This window comes from Ehrlichia ruminantium (assembly GCF_009728835.1).
Lineage (GTDB): Bacteria > Pseudomonadota > Alphaproteobacteria > Rickettsiales > Anaplasmataceae > Ehrlichia > Ehrlichia ruminantium_B.
The window spans coordinates 932,437-954,425 of sequence record NZ_CP033455.1 but is presented as its reverse complement, the minus strand read 5'-3'; the positions used below and the strand labels follow the sequence as shown (position 1 = coordinate 954,425).

Genomic DNA, 21,989 nt, shown 5'->3' with positions numbered 1-21,989 from the left:
ATTGGTTACAGTGTTTTAGAGTATAAATGGGACGTATTAAGATACTGAACTAATCTAGATAACATGTCTTTGAATTTTATTTTCGGTGTATCTTTACTAGCTATTAGTATATAACAGTACCCCCTCCTAGCATGCTTTGCTATAATGTTTTCTGCTAATACACGAAAACGCCTCTTAACCTTATTACGTACAACAGCCTTACCAACCTTTTTACTGACTGTAAAACCAACTCTAATAACGTCACATCCTAAAGGTTCAGAGCACTCTTGAACAACTTGCAGAAATAAGCCAAAACTCCCTATAAAACAACCATTATGCTTTGCAAATAAAAAATCCTCTCTTCTTTTTATTGTTACTACGCCTCTTAAGCGCATAAAACACGACGACCTTGAGAGCGCCTGCGGTTTAAAATCTTTCTACCCATACGCGTTGACATTCTCGTCCTGAAGCCATGTCTACGCTTACGTATTATCCTACTGGGCTGAAAGGTTTGCCTCATATCAAAATCCTCTTTACAGAAAGTTAAAAGCATATGTAAATACTTACATGTTGTCTGATATTTGTCAAGACTAGTAAATACATTTTTTATTGATAAAAACTAGTATTTATTTAGTTGTCTCATTAATGTTTTAATGATCGTGTAAATATTCTATAATTAAGTATTTATTTTTTATATTAATACAAAAGACTACTAGTAATGAGCTAAGTGTAGGTATATTCATAGTTTAATAATGCATTAAGTATGGAATTACTAGTGATTTTGTAACTTTCTTTGTAATAAGAGATAATTTTATGTATAGTTTCTTTTCTTACTAAGGTGCACTCAGTATTATTAATATTTATAATGTAAGTTTCTTCTTATTTTGATAGATTGTTGTTGTATGGTTAAAGCTACTAATCCTATAAGTTAGGTACTTTTTAGTAAATTTATCAATATAATTTTTATATACCATAATTATAATATTAAGTTTATTAATGCTTGGAATTTTATCTATAAATTTTTTAATGTAAAGCATTATATATTATCAAATATTTGGATGCCGCTGACATATTATAAAATTTTGTTTAAAATAATATAGTTTTATGTGCGTTTGTTGTACTTTGAAAAATTTATATGATCAAAAAAGTTGTATTATATTTCTGTTGTGAAAAATGTGATAAATAATCTTGAATTTCATGCTGTCTATTAAAAAGTCATGTAAAAACTATTATAGAGTGAGATAATGTTCTAAATTCTTTGTTGTAATTATTGTATATTATAATTTTTTTCTGGTAATGCCTTGGTTATCATTCTAAATATCGATCCTTTTAGGATTAGGCGTTAGTAATCTTCCAACGTGGAATAAGTTTTCTTTATGTGCTTTGTTGGTAGTTATGAGTATTTTTAACATCAAATTAAGAATGATATATAATTTAATTGTAGTTAAAATATCTAATTAGTGTTGTATCTCTTATTAAGAAATTTGCTATTTATTGAAGCAGGGTACTTGAACATGAACTTAATTTGTAAGTTTTTCTATGCTAGAGACTAGAGTACTTAGTGTATTGTGAAATATTGAGATGGCAAACTGTTAAAAAAATCAACTTATGCTGTGGTTATATAAATATTATTTTGCTATAGGTAATTTATTAGCAGATTCACTATTATTGTTAGGCAAAGCTTGAAAAATTTATGAATATTACATCAGGTTTCTTTTCTAAAAAAACAAAAGATTGATATTAGTGAATTTGACACTTTAATAATATTAAGAAAGATAAGTATTATTCTGTATGAATTTTATAATTGTAAAATAATAATGTTACTAAAAGTGTTTATTTTTTATTCCTAAAGTAGGTTTTATACTGAATTTTGTTCGGATGTATCCCTAAAAAGAGTACAATTTAACTTATAGGACTAGTGATATGTTTTTTAGTGTGATATACAAATTACAGTTATTCTCTATAGAAATGTTATAACTATTTATGTTATATACATATGTTTCTGTTTTTGATAAATATATATGTATAGTGTTAGGGGATGTATATGTTGTCTAAACTTAGAAGTATTGTTTCAAATTTTGAAGGATATTATTTCTTATTAAGATTACATAGTGCATGGGTAATATGTTTATTGGCTTTTCCTAGTTGTACAAGTATACTTTTAGTGTCTAATAATCTATTGCGTGATACTTTATATATGTTTTTGTGTACTGTAGGCTCATTTCTTGTGAGATCTGCTGGCTGTATAATTAATGATATTTGTGATAGAAAAATAGATATAGCTGTGGAACGAACTAAAGCTAGACCACTTGCTAATGGAACTTTGACTGTTTTTCAAGCATTAAAAATATTAGTAGTATTGTTGTTATGTGCAAGTATACTGCTTGTATTTACTAATATGTATACAGTTAAAATAAGTATTGTATCTATGGTTCTAGTAATTTTATATCCGCTAGCCAAGAGGTATTTTTCTTGGCCGCAGTTGTTATTAGGGATAGTGTTTAATACTGGAGTGTTGATTGGATGTACTATGGTTGTTGGGCATCTGACATTGAGTAGTGTGTTGCTTTATATTGGATGTGTTTTTTGGACATTAGGTTATGATACTATATATGCTGCACAAGATAAAGAATATGATATGCAACTGGGTTTAAAATCTACTGCAGTAAAATTTGGTAATGATATAAGACTGTGGATTAAAAGATTATACACAATCGCTATAACAATGTGGATATCAGCTGGTATTATAACTGTATTGCATCCTATATTTTATCTTGCTATGTTTATAATAGCTGGGGTTTTCTACTACCAATATAAAAAATCAGATTTTGACAATCCTGCAAAATGTATGTATATGTTTAAAATCAATACATATGTAGGACTAATCTTATTCTTGGGTACTTTGCTTGGTAGGATTATGAGGTAAGGTTTATAAAAATTGCTTGAGTTTCTTTGTTATTAAGGTATATAAGTAAATGCAGGTAGGTGATTTTTCTAAAGCTTATCTTAAGTCTTGTTTAAGTGAATTTGTTACTGGCGTAACTGTTGTTACTACAGTTAGTGATAGTGGTACTATGCATGGTATTACTGTTAACTCTTTTAATTCTGTCTCATTAGTTCCACCAATGGTATTGTTTTCAATTGAAAAATCTGCTTCAAGATTTAAAGTGTTTGCTAAATGTACTAGATTTATTGTTAATGTGTTAAGCCATAAGCAAAAGGAGATATCTAGAAGCTTTGCAGCGTGTGATCTTCAGAATTGGGAAGATTTTCAATATAATGTTATAGATGGTATTCCAGTGATTAGTGGTTGTATGTCTTATATATACTGTATGAAGAAATGTATGTATGATGGTGGGGATCATAAAATAATAATTGGTCAAGTTATAAATTGTTCTAAATTAAATACTCAAGATAGTCCATTAGTATATTATAGAGGACGATATATGATTTTAGGAGACGTGTTATGAACAAAGTAAAGGTAGGAATAGTTGGTTGTTTAGGTAGGCAGGGTAGGCATTTAGTAAATGAGATATCGGCAAGTGATCTTGCTCAGGTAAGTGCAGGTCTTGTGCGTACTGGTAATGAGTATGTTGGGAGAGTATTAGGTTCAATTGTTGGATGTAATTGTGATGCAAAAATTACTGATTCGTTAGAGTATCTCTTTGACGTGTCAGATGTTGTGATAGAATTTACTAATCCTAATACTATGATAGAATGTATGAAAATGGCTGAACTGAAGAAGAAGCCTATGGTCAGTGGTACTACTGGGATGTCTGAAAATATGGTTTTTCAAAATTATATTAAAAGTGTGCCTTTATTGTGGAGCGCTAACTTAAGTTTTAGTATGAATATAATGTTGAAATTGGTTGAAAACGCTGCCAAAATGTTATCCGGTTATGATATAGAGATATGGGAAATACATCATAGGTACAAAAAAGATGCTCCGTCTGGTACGTCTTTAATGTTGGGAAAAGCTGCAGCAAAAGGTATGGGAGCCCAATTTAAAATGAATCAGTATATAAAAGGTGGTCAAGAAAGTAGACAGGACAGCACTAGTATTGGATATGCTGTATCTAGGGGTGGTTTAGGTCTTAGTGATCATAAAATTATATTTGCTGGTGATGAAGATGTTCTAGAATTTAGTCATAGAACAACAAATAAAAATGTTTACGCAAAGGGTGCTCTAAAAGCAGCTTTGTGGCTAATAAAGCAGCCTGCTGGTATATATACTGTGTCAGATATAATGATGACGCAATAATTATTTCGGTAAAAAATATGTCTCTAAAGGTTCATGCATCTGCTAAAAACTTAAATTTGTGGTATGATAATAACCAAATTTTACATGATATCAGTTTAGACATATACAAGAAAGAAGTTACTGCATTTATAGGGCCTTCAGGATGTGGTAAGTCTACTTTTCTCCGATGTTTTAATCGTATGAATGATTTTGTATCGAATTGTAGAATTAAAGGTAATTTAACAATTGAAGATATAGATGTTTGTTCTGTGAATACAAATGTAGTTCTTTTACGTGCTAAAGTTGGTATGGTATTTCAAAAGCCTAATCCTTTCCCTAAGTCTATATATGATAATGTTGCATATGGGCCAAAGTTACATGGATTGGCTAAGAATAAGAAGAAACTAGATGAAATAGTTGAAAAGAGTTTAACTAGTGTTGGTTTATGGGAAGAATTGTCTGATAGGTTAAAGGATAATGCTTTTGAATTATCGGGTGGGCAACAGCAACGTTTATGTATAGCACGTGCTATTGCTGTGAGGCCGACAATGCTACTAATGGATGAACCATGTTCTGCTCTTGATCCTTTTGCTACTAATGTTATTGAAAATTTGATACAAAACTTAAAAAAGAATTTTACTATTATTGTAGTCACTCATTCTATGAAACAAGCTCGTAAAGTATCTGATAAAGTGGCATTTTTTGAATCTGGTAAGTTAGTTGAATATAATACTACTGATGAAATATTTAACAATCCACAATCTAGCAAAACAAAAAGATATATAGTAGATCACTTATAACAGTTTTTGTTCAACAAAGAAACGTAATTGAGTTGCTTTAATACTTAGTATGTTGTGCTTTATACACGATATGTTATAAAACTAATAGTGTTAAACATATGTGTTTTAATGGTAATAAAGTAAGCTGTAGTATTAATTTCTATTATGTAAGTTCATTTGTATAATGAATTTAATGTAATTTACAAAAGTTGAATTGTTTTAGGTATTAATGGTGTGTTTATTTGTATATTGAACTCTAGTGTCTGGAGAGTACTATGTTGTTGCAGTAGGAGTTACCTGATAGGTATATAGGAATAGTATAATTGTAGAGTGTGCAAATGAAAATTTTTCTGTTGAAACTGTAATGGTATGAGTTTATTTGATGTGTTGTATATACTTAAAAATAGCAATCAGTTTTTTTATAAGAGTAAGAACAGCTGATATTCAGTAATAAAGTTGTTGTCGTTATTAAAAATGTGAGTTTAATCTTTTATACAAAAGTTCTGTGATCTTGAAACCTTCTGTTATTATATTACTGAGTGAGTGTCCATTTTTTTTGTTCTGTATTTAGTGTATTATTCAATATAGATTCTCTAATAGCACGCATTAGGTTGTTCATGAAATATATATTGTGTATTGTAAGTAAGCTATATGCGAGTATTTCTTTTGCTTTTAAAAGGTGATGTATATATCCTCGTGAGTGATTGGAACATGTAAAACATTTACAATCCTGTTCTATCGGGTTTGTATCTATTTTAAATCTTTCATTTCGTAAATTGATGTGTTCTCTATTAGGGGTTTCTTCATTTCTGTATTGTACTTTTACTAATGCTCCTCCATGCCTAGCTAATCTTGTGGGATATACACAGTCAAAAGTGTCTATACCTGCCTTAACTCCTTGAAAAATATCGTCAATATTACCTATGCCTAAAAGATGTATGGGACGATCTTTATTTAAGTTGTCTGAGGTAAAAGAAACTATATCATACATTTGTTGTTTACAGTTTCCTAGTGAGCCACCTATTGCATGTCCAAAAAATGGAGTATTGTTGATAAAGTCACAACTTTCTCTTCTTAAGTCTTGATAAACTCCTCCTTGAATTATTCCGTATAATGCTTGGGAGTTATCATTAATTTTGTTAAATTCATTAATACATCTAATGGCCCATCGATTACTCATAAGCATTGAATTTTTAGTATAATTGTAACTTACGTGGAATGGAGTGCACTCATCTAACACTACAACTAAATCTGCTCCTAGCTTATGTTGAATTTGTATAGATTTCTCAGGAGTTAAGTGATATATATTACCGTTTATATAAGATTTAAAAGTTGCACCATCTTCATTAATTGATATTAGGGTTTTGGATTTATTTGATCGTCCTGTGCTTTTTATCTCTTGTGATACTGACCCGTAACCTAGGCTAAAAATTTGATATCCTCCTGAATCTGTAAGTATCGGTTTATTCCATCCAGTGATTTTATGTAGTCCACCTAATTTTTTTATAATATCTGCACCTGGTTGTAGCATTAAATGATATGTGTTAGACAGTATTATTTGTGTATTAGATTCTTTAACTTTTGAAATATCAAGAGATTTAATAGCTGCTTTTGTAGCACAAAATATAAAAGCTGGCGTGTTAATTGTACCATGAGGTGTATTTATAGTACATAACCTTGCTTTGTTATGTTGATATTCAACTTTAAATTGGAAGCTTTTGTACATGAACAATATAAAGATTCAATATTTTTCAATAATGTTTAAGTTATTTTATAAATTTTTGCTAGATTTTAGTTGAAAAAAGTTTGCTAATTCTTGTTTTTTCGTTAATAATATACCCTGGTATTTTGAATTGTGGAGTTTATATTAATGGCTGTACCCAAAAGAAAAAAGTCAAAGTCACGTCGTAATATGCACCGTTCACATTGTAGATTAAGAGTTCCTAATATTGGAATTGACAGAACAACTGGGGAATATAAGTTATCTCATCATATATGTTTAGGTGGGTACTATAATGGTAAGCAAATAGTAGAAGTCGATAATAATGTATAATTGTTTTGATACTGATGAATATTGGGAAATATATAGATGAGCACAATATCAATTGCAGTAGATGCTATGGGGGGGGATTTTGCTCCAGAGGCAGTAGTAGGTGGTTTGAATTTTGCTTTAACAAATTTATTAGTTGATAAAAACGTCTCTTTTAATATATATGGTCAAGAGGATTATGTATTACCTATACTAGATAGGTATAAAATAGTACGTGATAATAGTATTTTTATTAATACATCAGATGTTGTCTTGGCAAATGATAAGCCTTCTTTTGCTCTAAGAAAGCGTAAATCTTCTAGTATGTGGTGTGCAATTGATAGTATAAAAACTGGTATTTCATCTGGAGCAGTATCTTGCGGTAATACTGGAGCTTTAATGGCTATATCACGTTTTGTATTAGGTACTCTCTCTAATGTTGATCGTCCAGCTATTTGTACTAAAGTTCCTTCTAGGTCTAAGGATTTTGTAATATTAGATTTAGGTGCTAATGTTGAATGTAGTGCAAATTCTTTATTTCAGTTTGCTATTATGGGTTGTGCTTTTGCAAAAGCTGTATTAGATATATCTAACCCTAAAGTTGCATTACTTAATGTTGGTCAGGAAGAAGTTAAGGGTACTGGTGTAATTAGGGAAGCATTTTCCTTATTAAAAGAAGCTAAGGGTAATATAGATTTTTGTGGTTATGTTGAACCTAGAGATATGGTAGATGGTAAAGTTGATGTTGTAGTTACTGATGGTTTTTCTGGTAACGTTGTGTTAAAGGTATCTGAGGCTATGGCAACTAGTATTACTTCAATTTTTAAAGCATCAGTTTATGAATCTATAGTAACAAAAATTGCAGGGTTATTACTCAAGCCAAAATTGGTAAAGAATTTTAGTAGATTTAATCCTAAACTGCATAATGGAGCTATGTTTTTAGGGGTAAATGGTGTAGTAGTAAAAAGTCATGGGGATGCTGATGAATTGGCTTTTGCTCATGCTGTAAAAGTAGTTGTTAATGCTGTAGTTCATGATATTAATGCTAAGATTGTTCATGAATTAAGTTAAAAAAGTAGTATTATTAAATGAGAAAATCTAGCATATTAGGGATAGGTTTTTATTTACCTAAAAACTTAGTAACAAATAATCAGCTTGCTTTGACTGTTGAGACCAGTGATGAATGGATAGTTAAGAGAACTGGTATTAAACAAAGGTATATTGCTGCAGATAATGAAATGACGTCAGATATGGCTCTAGAGGCAGCGAGTCTTGCTTTGAGTGATGCAAATGTTGATCAAAAGGATGTTGGTTTAATTATTGTTGCCACTACTACCCCGGATAGGACATTTCCTAGTTGTGCTACTATAGTTCAGTCTAAATTGGGGTGTAAGAATGCTTTTGCTTTTGATGTTCAGGCTGTTTGTTCTGGGTTTATATATGCTATGGCTATAGCTGATAATTTTATAAAAGCTGGTCAAGTTAATGTATCACTGGTTATAGGTGCTGAGGTAATGTCTAGGATTATAGACTGGCAGGATAGATCTACATGTGTATTATTTGGTGATGGTGCAGGTGCTGTTGTTTTAAGTAATAATTCTATACGAGATAGTGGTATTATCTCTACTGACTTATATTCTGATGGTACTCTAAATCATTTATTGTATACGAATGGTGGTGTAGCATATAATGGTATTGCAGGTACAATATGTATGAATGGGACAGTTGTATTCGAACATGCGATTGAAAAATTAACTGCTTCGATAGCTAGTATGCTAAATAAAAATCATTTGAGTTTAGATGACATTAACTGGTTTGTATTACATCAAGCTAATATTCGTATTATTGAGTTAGTAGCGAGGAGGTTAAATATACCTTATGAGAAAATGGTAATTAGTATAGATCAGCATGCTAATACGTCTGCAGCTTCAATACCATTAGCGTTGTCTTATGCGAAAAATGCAGGAAAGTTAAAACAAGATGATCTTGTAGTTTTAGCGGCAATAGGTGGCGGTATTACCTGGGGAGTATGTTTAGTTAAATTATAATTTTGTAAAATTTTTGTTTATTCTAACTATCAGATAGTTAAGCGAGTATATATCTTAGTATTTGTGTAAGGCTTATAATATTGTTTTTATATTTTTAATATTTTGGTTTTTATAAAAGTTTTGAAATTATAAGATAGGTATTAGTCTGGTGAATTAGTTAGAGTGTATGTTGAGATAAATTAAGGTACATTGTTTATTATTATATATAGTAAGGCATGTAAGTATTATAATATTAAAGTAATATTTTTATGGTCAGTATATAATAAAATCTAATTTTTCTAGTTCATATTAGTAATGTGGGTAGTTTATTATATGTATGCAAGATAAATGTTATGAAAAATTTTATATAAAGAAAAGCTATAGAGAAACATGCTAAATATTATGAATAATAGTAATATTTTTAGTAGATCATATTATTTTAGCCGTACTATCATGTGTGTAAATAGTCAAAATATAAAATTTATAGCCATAGCAAGTTACTTACCAAAGTTGTATTTTCAATATAATTCTTAATTTATATTCTATATATATCACAAGATTGACAGATTTCTTCTGCTATTGTGTTGTTATAAGATTGAAAGATTATGTTTAGTACTTGAAGTTGTTTTATATCTGGTTGTAAAAAATTGCAATTCAAGAAATTACATATTGAAAGTTTATAATATATAATTCTTAATTTATATTCTATATATATCACAAGGTTGGCAGATTTCTTCTGCTATTGTGTTGTTGTAAGATTGAAAGATTATGTTTAGTACTTGAAGTTGTTTTGTATCTGATTGTAAAAAATTGTAATTCAAGAAATTACATATTGAAAGTTTGTAATGTAATTCTTGATTTATATTTTTCTATATAGGGAAATTATCTATATCACTTTCCCACTATTACGTTACTATAGAAGTAAGATATATGCAGTTTTAGTAGTTAGATTTATTTTTTACCCAATTAGAGAAATTATTGTAAAGAAATTACATATTAAAATCTGCAGGGTTATATTTTGCTGTGTAATCCTTAAATCTACCTTTTTCTGCTTCAAAAAATAGTTTAACGTTTCCTATTGGACCATTACGCTGTTTTGAGATTAATACATCTGCTACATTGCTTATTGAGTTCATCTTTTCTTGCCATGCTATATGCTTATTTGTTCCTTCAGCAGGTTGTTTTCTAAGTTCGTAATATTCTTCTCGGTATAAAAACATTACAATATCTGCATCTTGTTCTATACTACCAGAGTCTCTTAGATCTGAAAGTTGGGGTTTTTTGTCATCGCGTTGTTCTACTAGCCTAGATAATTGAGATAGTGCCACTACTGGTATATTTAATTCTTTTGCAATAGCTTTAAGTCCCTGTGTTACTTCAGAAACTTCTTGGACTCTATTTTCTCCACTACGTTTAGTTGTCCCTTTTACTAATTGTAGGTAATCTATAAAAACTGCTCCCAAATTATATAGTTGATGCATTCTTCTAATTCTTGTTCTTAAACTACTTATTGAAAGGCTGGATGTATCATCAATAATTAGTGGTAAATTGCATACTTTAGTACTGGCATCGATAACCTTATTGAGTTCTTCTCCACTAATTTTACCAGATAATGCTTTATATGAACTGACTTCTGACTCAATAGCTATTACTCTAGATGCTAGTTGTTCAGCTGACATTTCTAATGAAAAAAAACCTATGTGCATTCCAGTATATTGATCTTTACTATGTAGAAGTTTGCAAGCATTTAGGGCCATATTTAATGCTAAAGCTGTTTTACCCATAGATGGACGTGCTGCTAGAATAATTAGGTCAGATTTCTGCAACCCATTTAATAACTGATCTAAATCGCGAAATCCTACAGATATTCCCTGTAAAGTACCTTCATTACTTCTTGCAAATTCAATTCTTTTAGTAATATTTTCTACTAAAAATGCAAGTTTGCTATAAGTGCTATCTGATTTTCCTTGATTACTAAGTAAAAAGAGTTTTTGAGCAGCATTTTCTATCTGATATACAGCAGGATTATCAATGTCATAGTTGTAAGCATTGGTAATCATATCTTGTCCAAATGAGATAAGACATCTTCTTAAATATGCATCAACGACTATGTTTGCTATGTTTTTAATATCAAAAATGATACTTGCTTTTGTTGCTATTTTTGCTAAGTATTCAACACCTCCAGATTCAATTAATGCTTCATCATGGTCAAAAAACATTTTCAAACTCAACTCATTAGCAACTAGTCCGCGTTTATTGATTTTGAAAATTTGTTCGAAAATACGACGGTGTAACGGATCAAAAAAAACTTCACTTGTTATTAAATCTCCAACTGCATCGCAAACTCTATTATCACGCAACATTGCGCCCAGCAATATTTGTTCAGCTTCAATATTACATGGAAGTTCAGATATTAATTTCTCTAAATTTTTATTAGTGCTTGATTTCAAATCCAAGGTACCCTCTCACTATTTATATCATTATAACCTAAGATAAAAATCTAATACTATAATTTAGCCATACATTATTTATAGCTTCTCTGTGTCTATCATTAATGTTAAAGTTTGACTAATATTTATATTAGATAGCGTCATTTTACTCAAAATTACCTATAGATGACAAATTTTTTGCTAAGAATTCTATAAGTATAGTGATTCATGTATTGTTGTTATGGTTACTCAATATATGTATATTGTAAACTATTAATGCATGAAAAAATTGTACTGTGGTTTATAGAAGGGAGAAAGTTAGTAGTGTCATAGTTGAAATTAGGTCCTTTTATTGTAGTACTAGATTGCTGATTATGTTGTTGTATCAGATTTGTGTGTGTATAGATTAGTGATGATTAGGATTTTTGTAAAATATATATAATAAATTATGAATTATTTGAGTGAGTTTGGTAGCAACCTTGGTGTTTAATTATTATGAATCTTATGCTGTTACCATAGTTTTGCATTGCACGTTAAAAATAGTAGTGTATTACAAAGTGTTTCCTTTGAGTGTAATGTAAATATTTACTTAGATCTTCCTCTATGTTTTCCTTGAGATAATGATTTCATACTTACAAACATTTGCCAAAATCCAGTTTGATTTTCATCAAATTTTAAGCCAGCAAACCTTTGTAGCTTTTCTGACATTACGAGTTTAGTCCATTGGCCTATAGGTTCCATAATTGCTACAATTTTCATATTGCTTTGATATTTTGGCATGTGGTCTTCTGCTATATACTTGTGTAGCATTTGGTGTTTAATGATTTCTTTCTGTTTCTTTTCTATATATAGCTTATATTTTTCTTCATCTGTTAACTTGTCTTCATAGTCATCATCAGTGAGTATTTTTAAAATAAACTGGTGTAAACAAGTCTTATATAAAGTAAATAACGCTATACAGATGCCTAAAGCACCTGAAGTTATGACTAACCATGTAAGAATATCAGAATACATAGGTCAACTTATAAAAATGCTAATATATTATATCATAATATAATGGTAATAGTAAACTCTATTGACAAATAAAATACATATATTAATAAATAACTTTTATTGTATAATAATATTTTGCTTAAAGATAAAGCAGTGTTTAATTACACCTATATGAGGCTAGCTATTAGTAAAGCACAAGAGGATTTACTAGAAGTACCAGTTGGAGCTGTGATAGTATATAATAATCAAGTAATATCTTGCAATAACAATTCAAATGTCAGAAATTGTGATCCGACTGCACATGCGGAGATTTTATCTATAAGAAATGCTTGTATTGTATTATCTACGCATATATTAAACCAATGTGATATGTACGTAACCTTAGAACCATGTACAATGTGTGCTCAAGCAATATCTTTTGCTAGAATACGTAGATTATATTTTGGAGCATATAATAAGAAGTATGGAGGTGTTGAAAATGGAGCTAGAGTTTTTCAATTCTGTCATAGTGTTCCAGAAGTATATGGAGGAATATTAGAAGAAGAAAATGTACAACTAATGACTAATTTTTTTAAAAAGTTAAGATAATAGTATATAGAATATTTTGCAAAACATTACTCTATAAAATATATAACATAATTTGCTTTTGATTGATTTTTTATAAATGTATATTGTGATTAGTATGTATGTTCTTAAAATAAAGGACTATTGTTTAGTTGTAGGTAATCTAATCTATAAATCATTGTTTGGGTTGAATATTGTCAAATTTATGTAATGTTAGTACTAATAATTTTATTATGGTTAAAAATGCCGTAGAGATATCATGTTAGATGTAAAACATTAAACGTAGTGTTGTTGTGTAATAAAACATAATTATAGTGGTAACAATGAGTAATCTCAAATGCTTTTTAATCTTTGTATGAAAGCTGTTATAAATTGGTTATAATGAAGGGTATTGTACCGACATGTTTGCTCTTGTTAGTCATAATATGGTGGGGTTTTGAGATAATATCTCTAGTATTATGTAAATATTGCGTTATAGAATAGGTTTAAATTGGTCATTATAGTTATAGGTAGTAAAAGGTAATATTAAAACTTCTCGTGGTAGACCATTTGTATGGCTACTAATAATTATATGCTGAACTTAAGATGTTATTTATACTGTCTAAATGTAGGTAAGTACACTAATAATAATTATCTATTATATTACTAATAGTGTAGTAGTTTTTTTATAATACTTTATAACAAGTAGTGATGTGTTTGTAGGTAATTTTCAACAAGATTATATAAATGATTTTTTCTGGATAGATTAATTGTTTATAGGATAAAGGATATTTGTAGAGATATCAGATAATGGTCTGTATTTTGTGTAATAAGTTGTGGTATATTTATGATATCTAGTGAGATAGTAAGTTTGAAATAATAGTTATAAGTAGATATATAAAGTGTTGTTTATATAATATTTGATGTTATCAGTGTGTATTTTATATGGTGTATATTATGTGTGAAAATAGTGATAAGCCTATATGATAAGTAGGGTTAGTATATTGTGATATATATTTTGATAATTTGGGAATCGTATAACAGGGTAAATTTCTGAATAATATGGTGTTTTGATAAAATGATAATTGTTAATATAATGTATAAGAAATTTTATGTTATCAATTTATATTTAAGGATACCGATTGGATAACTTATGTATGTTAATGATAGTTACATGTGAGATAATATTAATATCGTGTATCTGCTATTGTTGTGATATTTTTTATAAAATTACATTTATATCAATTAAGGTAAATATATTAAAAGTTATTATCATTGAAATTATATATTTGTTATTTTTGGTGTTTCTCTATTGGTACTTAAAATTATTCTTATAAGGTTTTCTTTGATAATAATTGACTGTACATATTGTTTATAATTAAATGAGTGTTTTATTAATTAGTGAGTAATTTTTGTTAGGATTTATTTTTATATTTAAATTTATATGACTAGAAAAGCTGGTATTGTAGGTGCGGGGTTAGTAGGTAGATTATTAGCATTGAGGTTATTACAAGATGGTTGGCAAGTTACCTTATTTGATAAATTTGGTAAGAATGATAGACAAAGTTGTGGTGCTATTGCTGCAGGTATGTTGGCGTTGTATTCAGAATTAGAAAAAATGGAAGAAGTGATTTTTGAACTAGGTATGAAATCATTGAATTTGTGGCCTTCTATTATTAAAGGTTTAGTAGGGAATACTTTTTTTACAATGTCTGGCAGTGTGATTGTAGCTCATAGAAATGATGTGTCAGAACTTGACAGATTTGTGATGTTTATTAAAAGAAAGTTGAAATTTAATCATTTGAGAATAATAGATGAGCAAGAATTAAAATTACTGGAACCTGAACTTTTATTTCCTTATGGTATATATTTACCATGGGAAGGTCATATTGATACTTCAGGGTTATTTCAGAATATCATGAGTACTTTAGAGCAATATAATGTTATATGGTATGAACATGTTTGTGTCAGCAAAATTGGTGACGGGTATATAGTTTTAGAAAATGGTATAGAATATAAATTTGATTTTGTATTTGATTGTAGAGGAATAGGTGCAAGAAATGATTTACCTGGTTTAAGGGCAGTTAGAGGTGAAATAATATTATTATATGCTCCACAAGTAAGTTTTAATAGGCCTATAAGAATGGTGCATCCTAAATATAGTATATATATAGTGCCTAGGCCTGGTTCTTACTTTGTTGTTGGGGCTACTGAGATAGAAAGTGATGATATGTCTGAGGTGTCTGTACAATCTGTATTAGAATTATTGTCTTCAGCTTATTCGGTACATAAAGGATTTGCTGAGGCTAGAATTATAGAAATGTCAAAAAATTGTAGAGCAGCATTTCTTGATAATTTGCCGAGAATATATGTTGAGGGTAATATAATTAGAATTAATGGGTTATATAGGCATGGTTATTTATTAGCTCCATCCTTAATAGAAGAAGTTATGCTTTTATTGAATGGATCTTCGGATATCAATTCTTCGATTGTTAATATATTGAATTGATACTATTATTGATATATAAATCGCTTTTTTGGATATTTAGATCAGATAGGAATGGTAGTAATCATTTGCTATTTATAGAAGGAATAGCCTTAGTTATGTGCTGCTTTCAGTAGTAGTGCTTCAATTGTTAGTGTATAGGGTAGTAATAGTATAATGCCGGTTCTTTGGATACTTAAAATAGATAAGAATGGTAATAATTAATATATCTAATAGAAGAAGTAGTACTGTGACTATGTATTTTCAAGTAGTAATTCTTTAATTATTAGTGTACTGAATTGATAATGGTATTGAGTAATCGTGAAATTTTGATATGTGTTTTAATTCGTTATAGTACTTTTAGTAATTAAGCGTTATGTTACTATAAATATGTTAGTATGAATCTGAAATTGACGGATTATTTATGTAAGCTTGGTAATATGTTATTTGAAATGTTGGATAATTAAGCACTTTTAGTATGACTTCGATAGTTATTTGAATAAGTTGATTTGTAAAAAATTTATAGATGAATTATGTTACTGATTATTTTTTAAGTTTTGTGTTGTCTTCATCAAATATTCAGTTTGTAAAACTTATAGAAGGCCAGATGGTTATTACATATACTTTAATTATTAGTTTAATATATGTGTAATATTTTATTGTGCTGGTATACTAAGTGTTTTAAATATAGTTTATGTTAATGTTATACTGAATTCTAATATATACTCTTAGTTTTTCTATGTAATTCATACAATATAAAAGAGCTTACTAATTATCTGGGTTTTTCTTCTCTTGTGGATGTTGTAATGTTTTAATTGCAGTAATATCAACTAATTTTATGTTAGTTTCATTGAAATTTTCAGGTTTATCAAAATTAGTGAAAAGTTCTAATGGCGCAATAATAGATCTTACCATGTCTTGTCTCATATTAATGGTACCCAACTCTATTGCTAGAGGGGCTTGATTTTGTCCAATAGTGAACTGCAATCTTTGGTCTTGTAGTATTGTCTTACCATCTAATTCTCGTATATTGTATTTTATACTTACAGTATCTCCACAACGAAACTTGTTAACAGTACCTTCGTAATCTTCAATAATATTGTTAAAGGTTAGTAAATTATTAACTGATGCAGGATATGTTGAATCAACAGATACTAATTTTACATAATACTGTTCTTTTGGTATGCCTTTTTGATCCATTAATATAATAATACGTTCGCCCCCTTCTTGCATACCATCTATTGCATAATTGAGTTCTTTGATAATGCTTTCTCCTAATTTGAATTTTATTTCTTGTAATGTATTTTTTAGCATTTCACTAATAATCTGCTTACTATCGTCAGTATATGAAAATTTATATATTATTGCTGAAATGTTTTGTCCGCATAATGCTGTCTTCCCTGACCCTTTAAGAGAGTCATGTTGTGTAAATGAATCTGGGATTATAGTTTTGCGTTTTATTTGTGATAAGTATTCTGCTAGTCCATTTTCTTTTATATAGTAATCGATTCGAGATTCAATCATTGGTCTAAGTAGGTGATATCCTATGTTATATGTAAGACTGTCAGGAAAGTTTATTTTATATGGTTTGTCGCTGTCAGTATGTTCTTTATTAGACATCATTTTTATAAATAATGGCTCACATATTTTCCCTATAATGGTTAAAACTATTATGATCAGGCAAACATATAACAATTTATATAGTATTTTCTTCATCGCTTATTGTAAGTTTCTTATAAACTCAGCTAAGTTGTTTAAAATATCTGTTTTATTTGGAAAAATAGCTAAGTATTCTATTGATCTATCTATTAAAGAATTCATATAATTTTCACTGTCTTCTTTGGTTAGTATGTTAAGTATGTTATTCTTAGATTTATCATCGCATATATCTTCTATATCATCTTTAATTTGAAAGGCAAGCCCTAGGTTTAATCCATAATTTCTTAGAGCATTAAGTTCAGTATCTGAGGCACCTCCAAGAATTCCTCCTAGTTCACATGCTACAGAAAATAACCGGGCAGTCTTTAACATGTGCATAGTTTTTATGTCATCAATATCTTTAGCAATTGTTTCAGTATCAAGTACTTGTCCTTTTATCATACCTTGATATCCTATAGCTTGTGATAGGAGTTGTATGATACGACAGCGTATGTATGGAGATTCATTAATTGTGGATAGTGTTTCAAATGCTAAAGTTAATAGTGCATCGCCAGTTAATATTGCGATTGCTTCAGTGAACTTTTTATGTGAACTTAATTGTCCTCTACGCATATCTTCGTTATCCATGCCTGGTAGATCATCATGTATTAAGGAGTAAACATGTATAAGTTCGACAGCTACACTAATGGACAATGTTCTATTTACGTTCACATTGAATATTTGAGCAGAAGCATTAACAAGGAAAGGACGTATATGTTTACCTGGAGTGAAAAGGGAATATTTCATTGATGTTAATAATATATCATCATGATCAGTTTTTGGTAAGGTATTGTGCAACTCTTGCGTAAATAACTTACTGTAATTCTCCATCAAATATGATATGCTATAAGACAACACCACTCCTAAAGTTGCTTTATCAAGATTTTAGAATTATAGAAATTTCATAAGTAATATGCAATGTTATTTATATAATATTTCAATCAAAAAATTTGTAGACGTGTATTGTCATATATATTTGCAATATAATGATAACTATAAATATATAGGTGTTTGTTATTTCTTTCATTATTATTCAATATTATTTATAATAAACTATAGGTATAGTATTAGTGTGTTTATTTCGCTTTATTAGGTATGTATTTGAAAATATATATGCTGTTACTCAACAATGATCACATTATGGTAGATTGTAAAATTCATTATAAGTTATATCGTGTATAATATATAATTTTGCTACATGGATTATCTAAAATTGTCTATTTGTTTGTTGTATATTGTTTAAGATATGTGTTTGTTAGTAGTTGTTTTTCATGTTGGTCTTATTACTTAGCTTGGTATTTTAAATTATATTAACATACTGAAACATGTAGTAATTCTATATATAACTGTATTTTGTATTGGTTTTTTTCACTGTAAATAATAAACATAAAATATTTTTGTTAATGCACTTCTTTTATGTACTACATCACTTTTATCTAATGTTGTTTAAATTTTGTTGATTTGATAGTTTACTGATGTGTAGCCTGAATCTTAGTAGAATTGCTGATATATGTTGTATTGTTTATTATTAAATTGATATTTATCTTAAAAAAATTATTATTCGTTTTGCATTATTATACTTGTTATTCCATATAATGGAATATCTTGATTAAGTATTTGAACACAATGTGCGAGAATTATGATGATTGTTAGTTGTTTGAGTGTGTAAACTAGATTTTATGAGTTAAATTCTTATAATTTTATTATGTAAAAGGTATTTATTTAAAGATTTATAGATTTAGATGAGAGGTTTTTTGGTTTTCATGTTGTTAGTAGTACTTAATGTTCGTTTATCATATTTTAATTGTTGAATTTAATTAAGCATAAGTAACTGACAGTATATACTTAGTAGTCAGGTGTTTGATAATTATTTATTGCTATAGATAATATTAATATTAGTGATAATTTGTATAATGTATGGTTGGTTGAACTATATAAAAGTGAGCTATATATTGCCGTATGTCAATGTTTGCCTAATAGTTTACTGTTTTATTGTTATTGATAATCTATATGTAATGTATGGTTGGTTGAACTATATAAAAGTGAGTTATATATTGCCGTGTGTCAATGTTTGCCTAATAGTTTACTGTTTTATTGCTGTTGATAATCTATAACATTTGGTAATAATTGTAATATATGAAATATTGTATTGATGCAAGATAAATTGCATACTTCATACTTAATTTTACTGTGTGAAGAGGGTGCTATAATGGTTATGTTTAGTATGGGTAAGTATTACATGTTAAAATAAATCGTTAACAATAATATTTGACTATAGTAATGTTCACTTTTATAATCTGCTGGTATGACTCCTTCGTCTAGTGGTCCAGGACACCACCCTTTCACGGTGGTAACGCGGGTTCGACTCCCGTGGGAGTCACTTTCATGTTCTTTAAATTTCCTTAATAAAATATAGTTTTTTCTTTTTTGTTTAGGGAAATATTTTCTCGTAATATATGGGTTTACTGTGTAAAATGTGTGCCTGTTTATTGTTATGTTAATTGTTTAATATATTTATACTTCTATATATTGTGTTTTATATAATAGATAAATACAAGATATATTATCTGGACAATATTTTTGATAATATGTATAAGATTTGTGGGTAAAAAATAAGGTAAAAAATTATGGGATCAGTGATTGTTGATTACGAGAGGGATAATAACCTAACTGTTTTTGGTAAGGCTGTGTTATCTGATAGATACTTGCTTGAAAATGAAGATTATCAACAATTATTTCTGAGAATTTCTGAATATTATGCAGATAATTCAGAGCATGCACAAAGGCTGTATGATTACATGAGTAAATTGTGGTTCATGCCTGCTACTCCGATATTAAGTAATGGTGGCACAAATAGAGGATTGCCAGTTTCATGTTTTTTAAATGAAACAGAAGATAGTTTAAAAGGCATTGTCGATTTATGGAATGAGAATGTATGGTTAGCATCAAAAGGTGGAGGGATAGGTAGTTACTGGGGTAACTTACGCTCTATAGGTGAGAAGGTTCGTGGTAGTGGAAAAACTTCTGGAATTATCCCATTTATTGTAGTACAAAATGCTTTAACTTTAGCTATTAGTCAAGGATCTTTGCGACGTGGTAGCTCTGCTGTGTATTTGCCGGTTTGGCATCCAGAAATTGAAGAATTTTTAGATTTAAGAAAGCCTACAGGTGGTGATCCTAACAGGAAAGCGTTAAATATACACCATGGTGTTGTATTATCGGATCATTTTATGAAATGTGTAGAAAATGATACAACGTGGGACTTAATTAGTCCTAAAGATCAATCTGTAATTTTTACTGTAAAAGCACGTGATATATGGATAAAGATTTTAACTGCTAGGGTTGAAACTGGTGAACCATATATATTGTTTATTGATCATGTTAATCGGAATAAACCTGAGATTTATAAAAAGTTAAATCTTGATATAAAGATGTCTAATTTATGTACCGAAATTACTCTTACTACTGGATATGATCACTTAAATAAATCTCGTACAGCTATATGTTGTCTTTCGTCGTTGAATCTTGAATATTATGAACAGTGGCAAGGTAATGAATTATTTATAGAAGATGTAATGAGGTTTCTTGATAATGTGCTGACTGATTTTATAGAAAAAGCTCCTAGTGAGATGGAAAGAGCCAAATATTCAGCTATGCGTGAACGTAGTATAGGTGTTGGAGTGATGGGATTTCATTCATTTTTGCAGAGTAAAATGATCCCTTTTGAGTCGGTGGCAGCAACCATATGGAATAAAAAGATATTTTCTCATATAAAGAAGCATGCTGATGCTGCATCTTATCGAATTGCTGTAGAAAAAGGTCCTTGTCCTGATGCTCAAGATGCTGGTTTTATGGAGAGATTTGTTAATAAATTATCTATTGCTCCTACTGCATCTATTTCAATTATTGCTGGGAATACATCTCCTGGTATAGAACCTTACGCAGCTAATGTTTTTACGCATAAAACTTTGACTGGTTCTTTTATTGTACGAAATAAATTTTTACAAAAGCTATTAATATTAAAGGGTGAAAATAATGATCAAGTGTGGTCTACTATTTCAACTAATGAAGGTTCTGTTCAGCATTTGGATTTTTTAACTGATACGGAGAAATTGGTGTTTAAAACTGCATATGAGCTTGATCAGAGATGGATAATAGAACACAGTAGTGACAGATCAAAGTACATATGTCAGGCACAATCTGTTAATATTTTTTTACCTGCTAATGTACATAAGAGATATTTGCATAAAATACATTTTCTTGCTTGGAAGAAAGGCTTAAAGAGTTTATATTACTCGAGGTCAAAATCAATCCAACGTGCAGATAAAGTATCTCGTGGAGCACTTGAAAAATCGATTGAACAGTGTAAACAAATAACAAATTTTGATTATGATGAGTGTCTATCATGTCAATAACATTGGTATAGTAGTTTTAACTTATTAATAAGTTGTAGATCATTAGTCATAGCAATTAAAAATAGATGATATATTGGAAGATGTTAATAATAAAAAACAATGTATATGTGCTGGTAATACTACATTATTTATGTAGGTTGAGGTTTATTGATGTATTTATGTGAGTAAGCTGCTTTTAGCTAGAGTATTTGTGTGCTAGTAATGCTAAATACTAGCGCAGCTATTAAGATTATATAACATATTGATAAAAGCAGTATGATTGAGTGGTATACTGGAAGATTGCCATAAGCACAAAATAACAAATATATGTATCTTTCTGTAAGAATATTATTTTGTGATAAACGTACTACATGTACATTTTTTTGTTAGTTT

The 21,989-nt window shown here is 29.1% G+C and carries 17 protein-coding genes and 1 tRNA gene; 11 read left to right on the top strand and 7 right to left on the bottom strand.

The features are described 5' to 3' along the window. Window positions 1-5: 5 nt before the first annotated feature. Window positions 6-374 carry a ribonuclease P protein component gene (rnpA, locus tag EDL80_RS03230; RefSeq protein WP_158406748.1) on the bottom strand — a complete coding sequence of 123 codons (369 nt, stop codon included), beginning with the start codon at window positions 372-374 and terminating at the stop codon, window positions 6-8. Further along, a complete protein-coding gene (gene rpmH, locus EDL80_RS03225; RefSeq protein ID WP_158406747.1) occupies window positions 365-499 on the bottom strand; it encodes a 50S ribosomal protein L34 in 135 nt (44 codons plus the stop codon). The genes rnpA and rpmH overlap by 10 nt, the downstream gene beginning before the upstream one ends. A 1,518-nt stretch (window positions 500-2,017) precedes the next feature. Here rpmH and EDL80_RS03220 point away from each other — a divergent pair. The 4 genes from EDL80_RS03220 to pstB are packed head-to-tail and all read left to right on the top strand — an operon-like array spanning window position 2,018 to window position 5,019. Continuing rightward, window positions 2,018-2,905 (top strand): 4-hydroxybenzoate octaprenyltransferase, encoded by an 888-nt coding sequence (locus tag EDL80_RS03220; protein ID WP_158406746.1) that lies wholly within the window; start codon window positions 2,018-2,020, stop codon window positions 2,903-2,905. Window positions 2,906-2,954: 49 nt separating this feature from the next. Beyond that, entirely contained in the window at window positions 2,955-3,449 is a 495-nt protein-coding gene (locus EDL80_RS03215; protein WP_158406745.1) for a flavin reductase family protein, read from the top strand. Next, window positions 3,446-4,240: a 4-hydroxy-tetrahydrodipicolinate reductase gene (gene dapB, locus EDL80_RS03210; RefSeq protein ID WP_158406744.1), complete on the top strand. Its 795-nt coding sequence runs from the start codon at window positions 3,446-3,448 to the stop codon at window positions 4,238-4,240. The genes EDL80_RS03215 and dapB overlap by 4 nt, the downstream gene beginning before the upstream one ends. A gap of 17 nt (window positions 4,241-4,257) precedes the next feature. Next, window positions 4,258-5,019: a phosphate ABC transporter ATP-binding protein PstB gene (pstB, locus tag EDL80_RS03205; RefSeq protein WP_158406743.1), complete on the top strand. Its 762-nt coding sequence runs from the start codon at window positions 4,258-4,260 to the stop codon at window positions 5,017-5,019. Between the two features lie 511 nt (window positions 5,020-5,530). On the opposite strand, the gene tgt is transcribed toward pstB, so the two are convergent. Continuing rightward, window positions 5,531-6,724, bottom strand: a complete 1,194-nt coding sequence (tgt, locus tag EDL80_RS03200; RefSeq protein WP_158406742.1) for a tRNA guanosine(34) transglycosylase Tgt — start codon at window positions 6,722-6,724, stop codon at window positions 5,531-5,533. 144 nt (window positions 6,725-6,868) lie between these two features. On the opposite strand from tgt, the gene rpmF reads away from it, so the two are divergent. Genes rpmF through EDL80_RS03185 form a run of 3 tightly spaced genes read left to right on the top strand, consistent with a single transcriptional unit; the run spans window position 6,869 to window position 9,075 of the window. Next, complete coding sequence (gene rpmF / locus EDL80_RS03195) at window positions 6,869-7,051, top strand: 50S ribosomal protein L32 (RefSeq protein ID WP_158406741.1); 183 nt, start codon at window positions 6,869-6,871, stop codon at window positions 7,049-7,051. 36 nt (window positions 7,052-7,087) lie between these two features. Further along, window positions 7,088-8,098, top strand: coding sequence for a phosphate acyltransferase PlsX (gene plsX / locus EDL80_RS03190; protein ID WP_158406740.1), 1,011 nt, complete (start codon window positions 7,088-7,090; stop codon window positions 8,096-8,098). A 17-nt stretch (window positions 8,099-8,115) separates the two neighbouring features. Further along, entirely contained in the window at window positions 8,116-9,075 is a 960-nt protein-coding gene (locus EDL80_RS03185) for a beta-ketoacyl-ACP synthase III (protein WP_158406739.1), read from the top strand. Window positions 9,076-10,043: 968 nt separating this feature from the next. On the opposite strand, the gene EDL80_RS03180 is transcribed toward EDL80_RS03185, so the two are convergent. Together EDL80_RS03180 and EDL80_RS03175 are read right to left on the bottom strand one after the other, a co-directional pair. Then, a complete protein-coding gene (locus EDL80_RS03180; RefSeq protein WP_158407094.1) occupies window positions 10,044-11,504 on the bottom strand; it encodes a replicative DNA helicase in 1,461 nt (486 codons plus the stop codon). Window positions 11,505-12,068: 564 nt separating this feature from the next. Next, the gene (locus EDL80_RS03175; RefSeq protein WP_158406738.1) at window positions 12,069-12,497 is read right to left on the bottom strand and encodes a hypothetical protein; all 429 of its coding nucleotides are present in this window, start codon (window positions 12,495-12,497) and stop codon (window positions 12,069-12,071) included. A gap of 150 nt (window positions 12,498-12,647) precedes the next feature. Here EDL80_RS03175 and EDL80_RS03170 point away from each other — a divergent pair, with 150 nt between their 5' ends. Further along, window positions 12,648-13,064, top strand: coding sequence for a nucleoside deaminase (locus EDL80_RS03170; protein WP_158406737.1), 417 nt, complete (start codon window positions 12,648-12,650; stop codon window positions 13,062-13,064). Window positions 13,065-14,463: 1,399 nt separating this feature from the next. Beyond that, window positions 14,464-15,528 (top strand): FAD-dependent oxidoreductase, encoded by a 1,065-nt coding sequence (locus EDL80_RS03165; RefSeq protein WP_158406736.1) that lies wholly within the window; start codon window positions 14,464-14,466, stop codon window positions 15,526-15,528. A gap of 744 nt (window positions 15,529-16,272) precedes the next feature. On the opposite strand, the gene EDL80_RS03160 is transcribed toward EDL80_RS03165, so the two are convergent. Then, window positions 16,273-17,124 (bottom strand): hypothetical protein, encoded by an 852-nt coding sequence (locus EDL80_RS03160; protein ID WP_230957601.1) that lies wholly within the window; start codon window positions 17,122-17,124, stop codon window positions 16,273-16,275. Window positions 17,125-17,223: 99 nt separating this feature from the next. Continuing rightward, entirely contained in the window at window positions 17,224-18,033 is an 810-nt protein-coding gene (locus EDL80_RS03155) for a polyprenyl synthetase family protein (RefSeq protein WP_230957185.1), read from the bottom strand. Window positions 18,034-19,509: 1,476 nt separating this feature from the next. Between EDL80_RS03155 and EDL80_RS03150 the strand changes: the two genes are divergently transcribed. Beyond that, window positions 19,510-19,582 (top strand) — tRNA-Glu (locus EDL80_RS03150). Window positions 19,583-19,829: 247 nt separating this feature from the next. Then, window positions 19,830-21,617, top strand: coding sequence for a ribonucleoside-diphosphate reductase subunit alpha (locus EDL80_RS03145; RefSeq protein ID WP_158406734.1), 1,788 nt, complete (start codon window positions 19,830-19,832; stop codon window positions 21,615-21,617). Window positions 21,618-21,989 lie beyond the last annotated feature (372 nt).

Excerpts from the sequence above, each read along its gene's own strand:
- rpmH (WP_158406747.1), bottom strand. The coding sequence starts at position 499 with ATGAGGCAAACCTTTCAGCCCAGTAGGATAATACGTAAGCGTAGACAT.
- EDL80_RS03175 (WP_158406738.1), bottom strand. The coding sequence starts at position 12,497 with ATGTATTCTGATATTCTTACATGGTTAGTCATAACTTCAGGTGCTTTA.
- EDL80_RS03185 (WP_158406739.1), top strand. The coding sequence starts at position 8,116 with ATGAGAAAATCTAGCATATTAGGGATAGGTTTTTATTTACCTAAAAAC.
- EDL80_RS03220 (WP_158406746.1), top strand. The coding sequence starts at position 2,018 with ATGTATATGTTGTCTAAACTTAGAAGTATTGTTTCAAATTTTGAAGGA.
- plsX (WP_158406740.1), top strand. The coding sequence starts at position 7,088 with ATGAGCACAATATCAATTGCAGTAGATGCTATGGGGGGGGATTTTGCT.
- EDL80_RS03145 (WP_158406734.1), top strand. The coding sequence starts at position 19,830 with ATGGGATCAGTGATTGTTGATTACGAGAGGGATAATAACCTAACTGTT.
- EDL80_RS03155 (WP_230957185.1), bottom strand. The coding sequence starts at position 18,033 with ATGGAGAATTACAGTAAGTTATTTACGCAAGAGTTGCACAATACCTTA.
- EDL80_RS03160 (WP_230957601.1), bottom strand. The coding sequence starts at position 17,124 with ATGTCTAATAAAGAACATACTGACAGCGACAAACCATATAAAATAAAC.
- tgt (WP_158406742.1), bottom strand. The coding sequence starts at position 6,724 with ATGTACAAAAGCTTCCAATTTAAAGTTGAATATCAACATAACAAAGCA.
- EDL80_RS03215 (WP_158406745.1), top strand. The coding sequence starts at position 2,955 with ATGCAGGTAGGTGATTTTTCTAAAGCTTATCTTAAGTCTTGTTTAAGT.
- EDL80_RS03165 (WP_158406736.1), top strand. The coding sequence starts at position 14,464 with ATGACTAGAAAAGCTGGTATTGTAGGTGCGGGGTTAGTAGGTAGATTA.
- rnpA (WP_158406748.1), bottom strand. The coding sequence starts at position 374 with ATGCGCTTAAGAGGCGTAGTAACAATAAAAAGAAGAGAGGATTTTTTA.
- dapB (WP_158406744.1), top strand. The coding sequence starts at position 3,446 with ATGAACAAAGTAAAGGTAGGAATAGTTGGTTGTTTAGGTAGGCAGGGT.
- EDL80_RS03170 (WP_158406737.1), top strand. The coding sequence starts at position 12,648 with ATGAGGCTAGCTATTAGTAAAGCACAAGAGGATTTACTAGAAGTACCA.
- pstB (WP_158406743.1), top strand. The coding sequence starts at position 4,258 with ATGTCTCTAAAGGTTCATGCATCTGCTAAAAACTTAAATTTGTGGTAT.
- rpmF (WP_158406741.1), top strand. The coding sequence starts at position 6,869 with ATGGCTGTACCCAAAAGAAAAAAGTCAAAGTCACGTCGTAATATGCAC.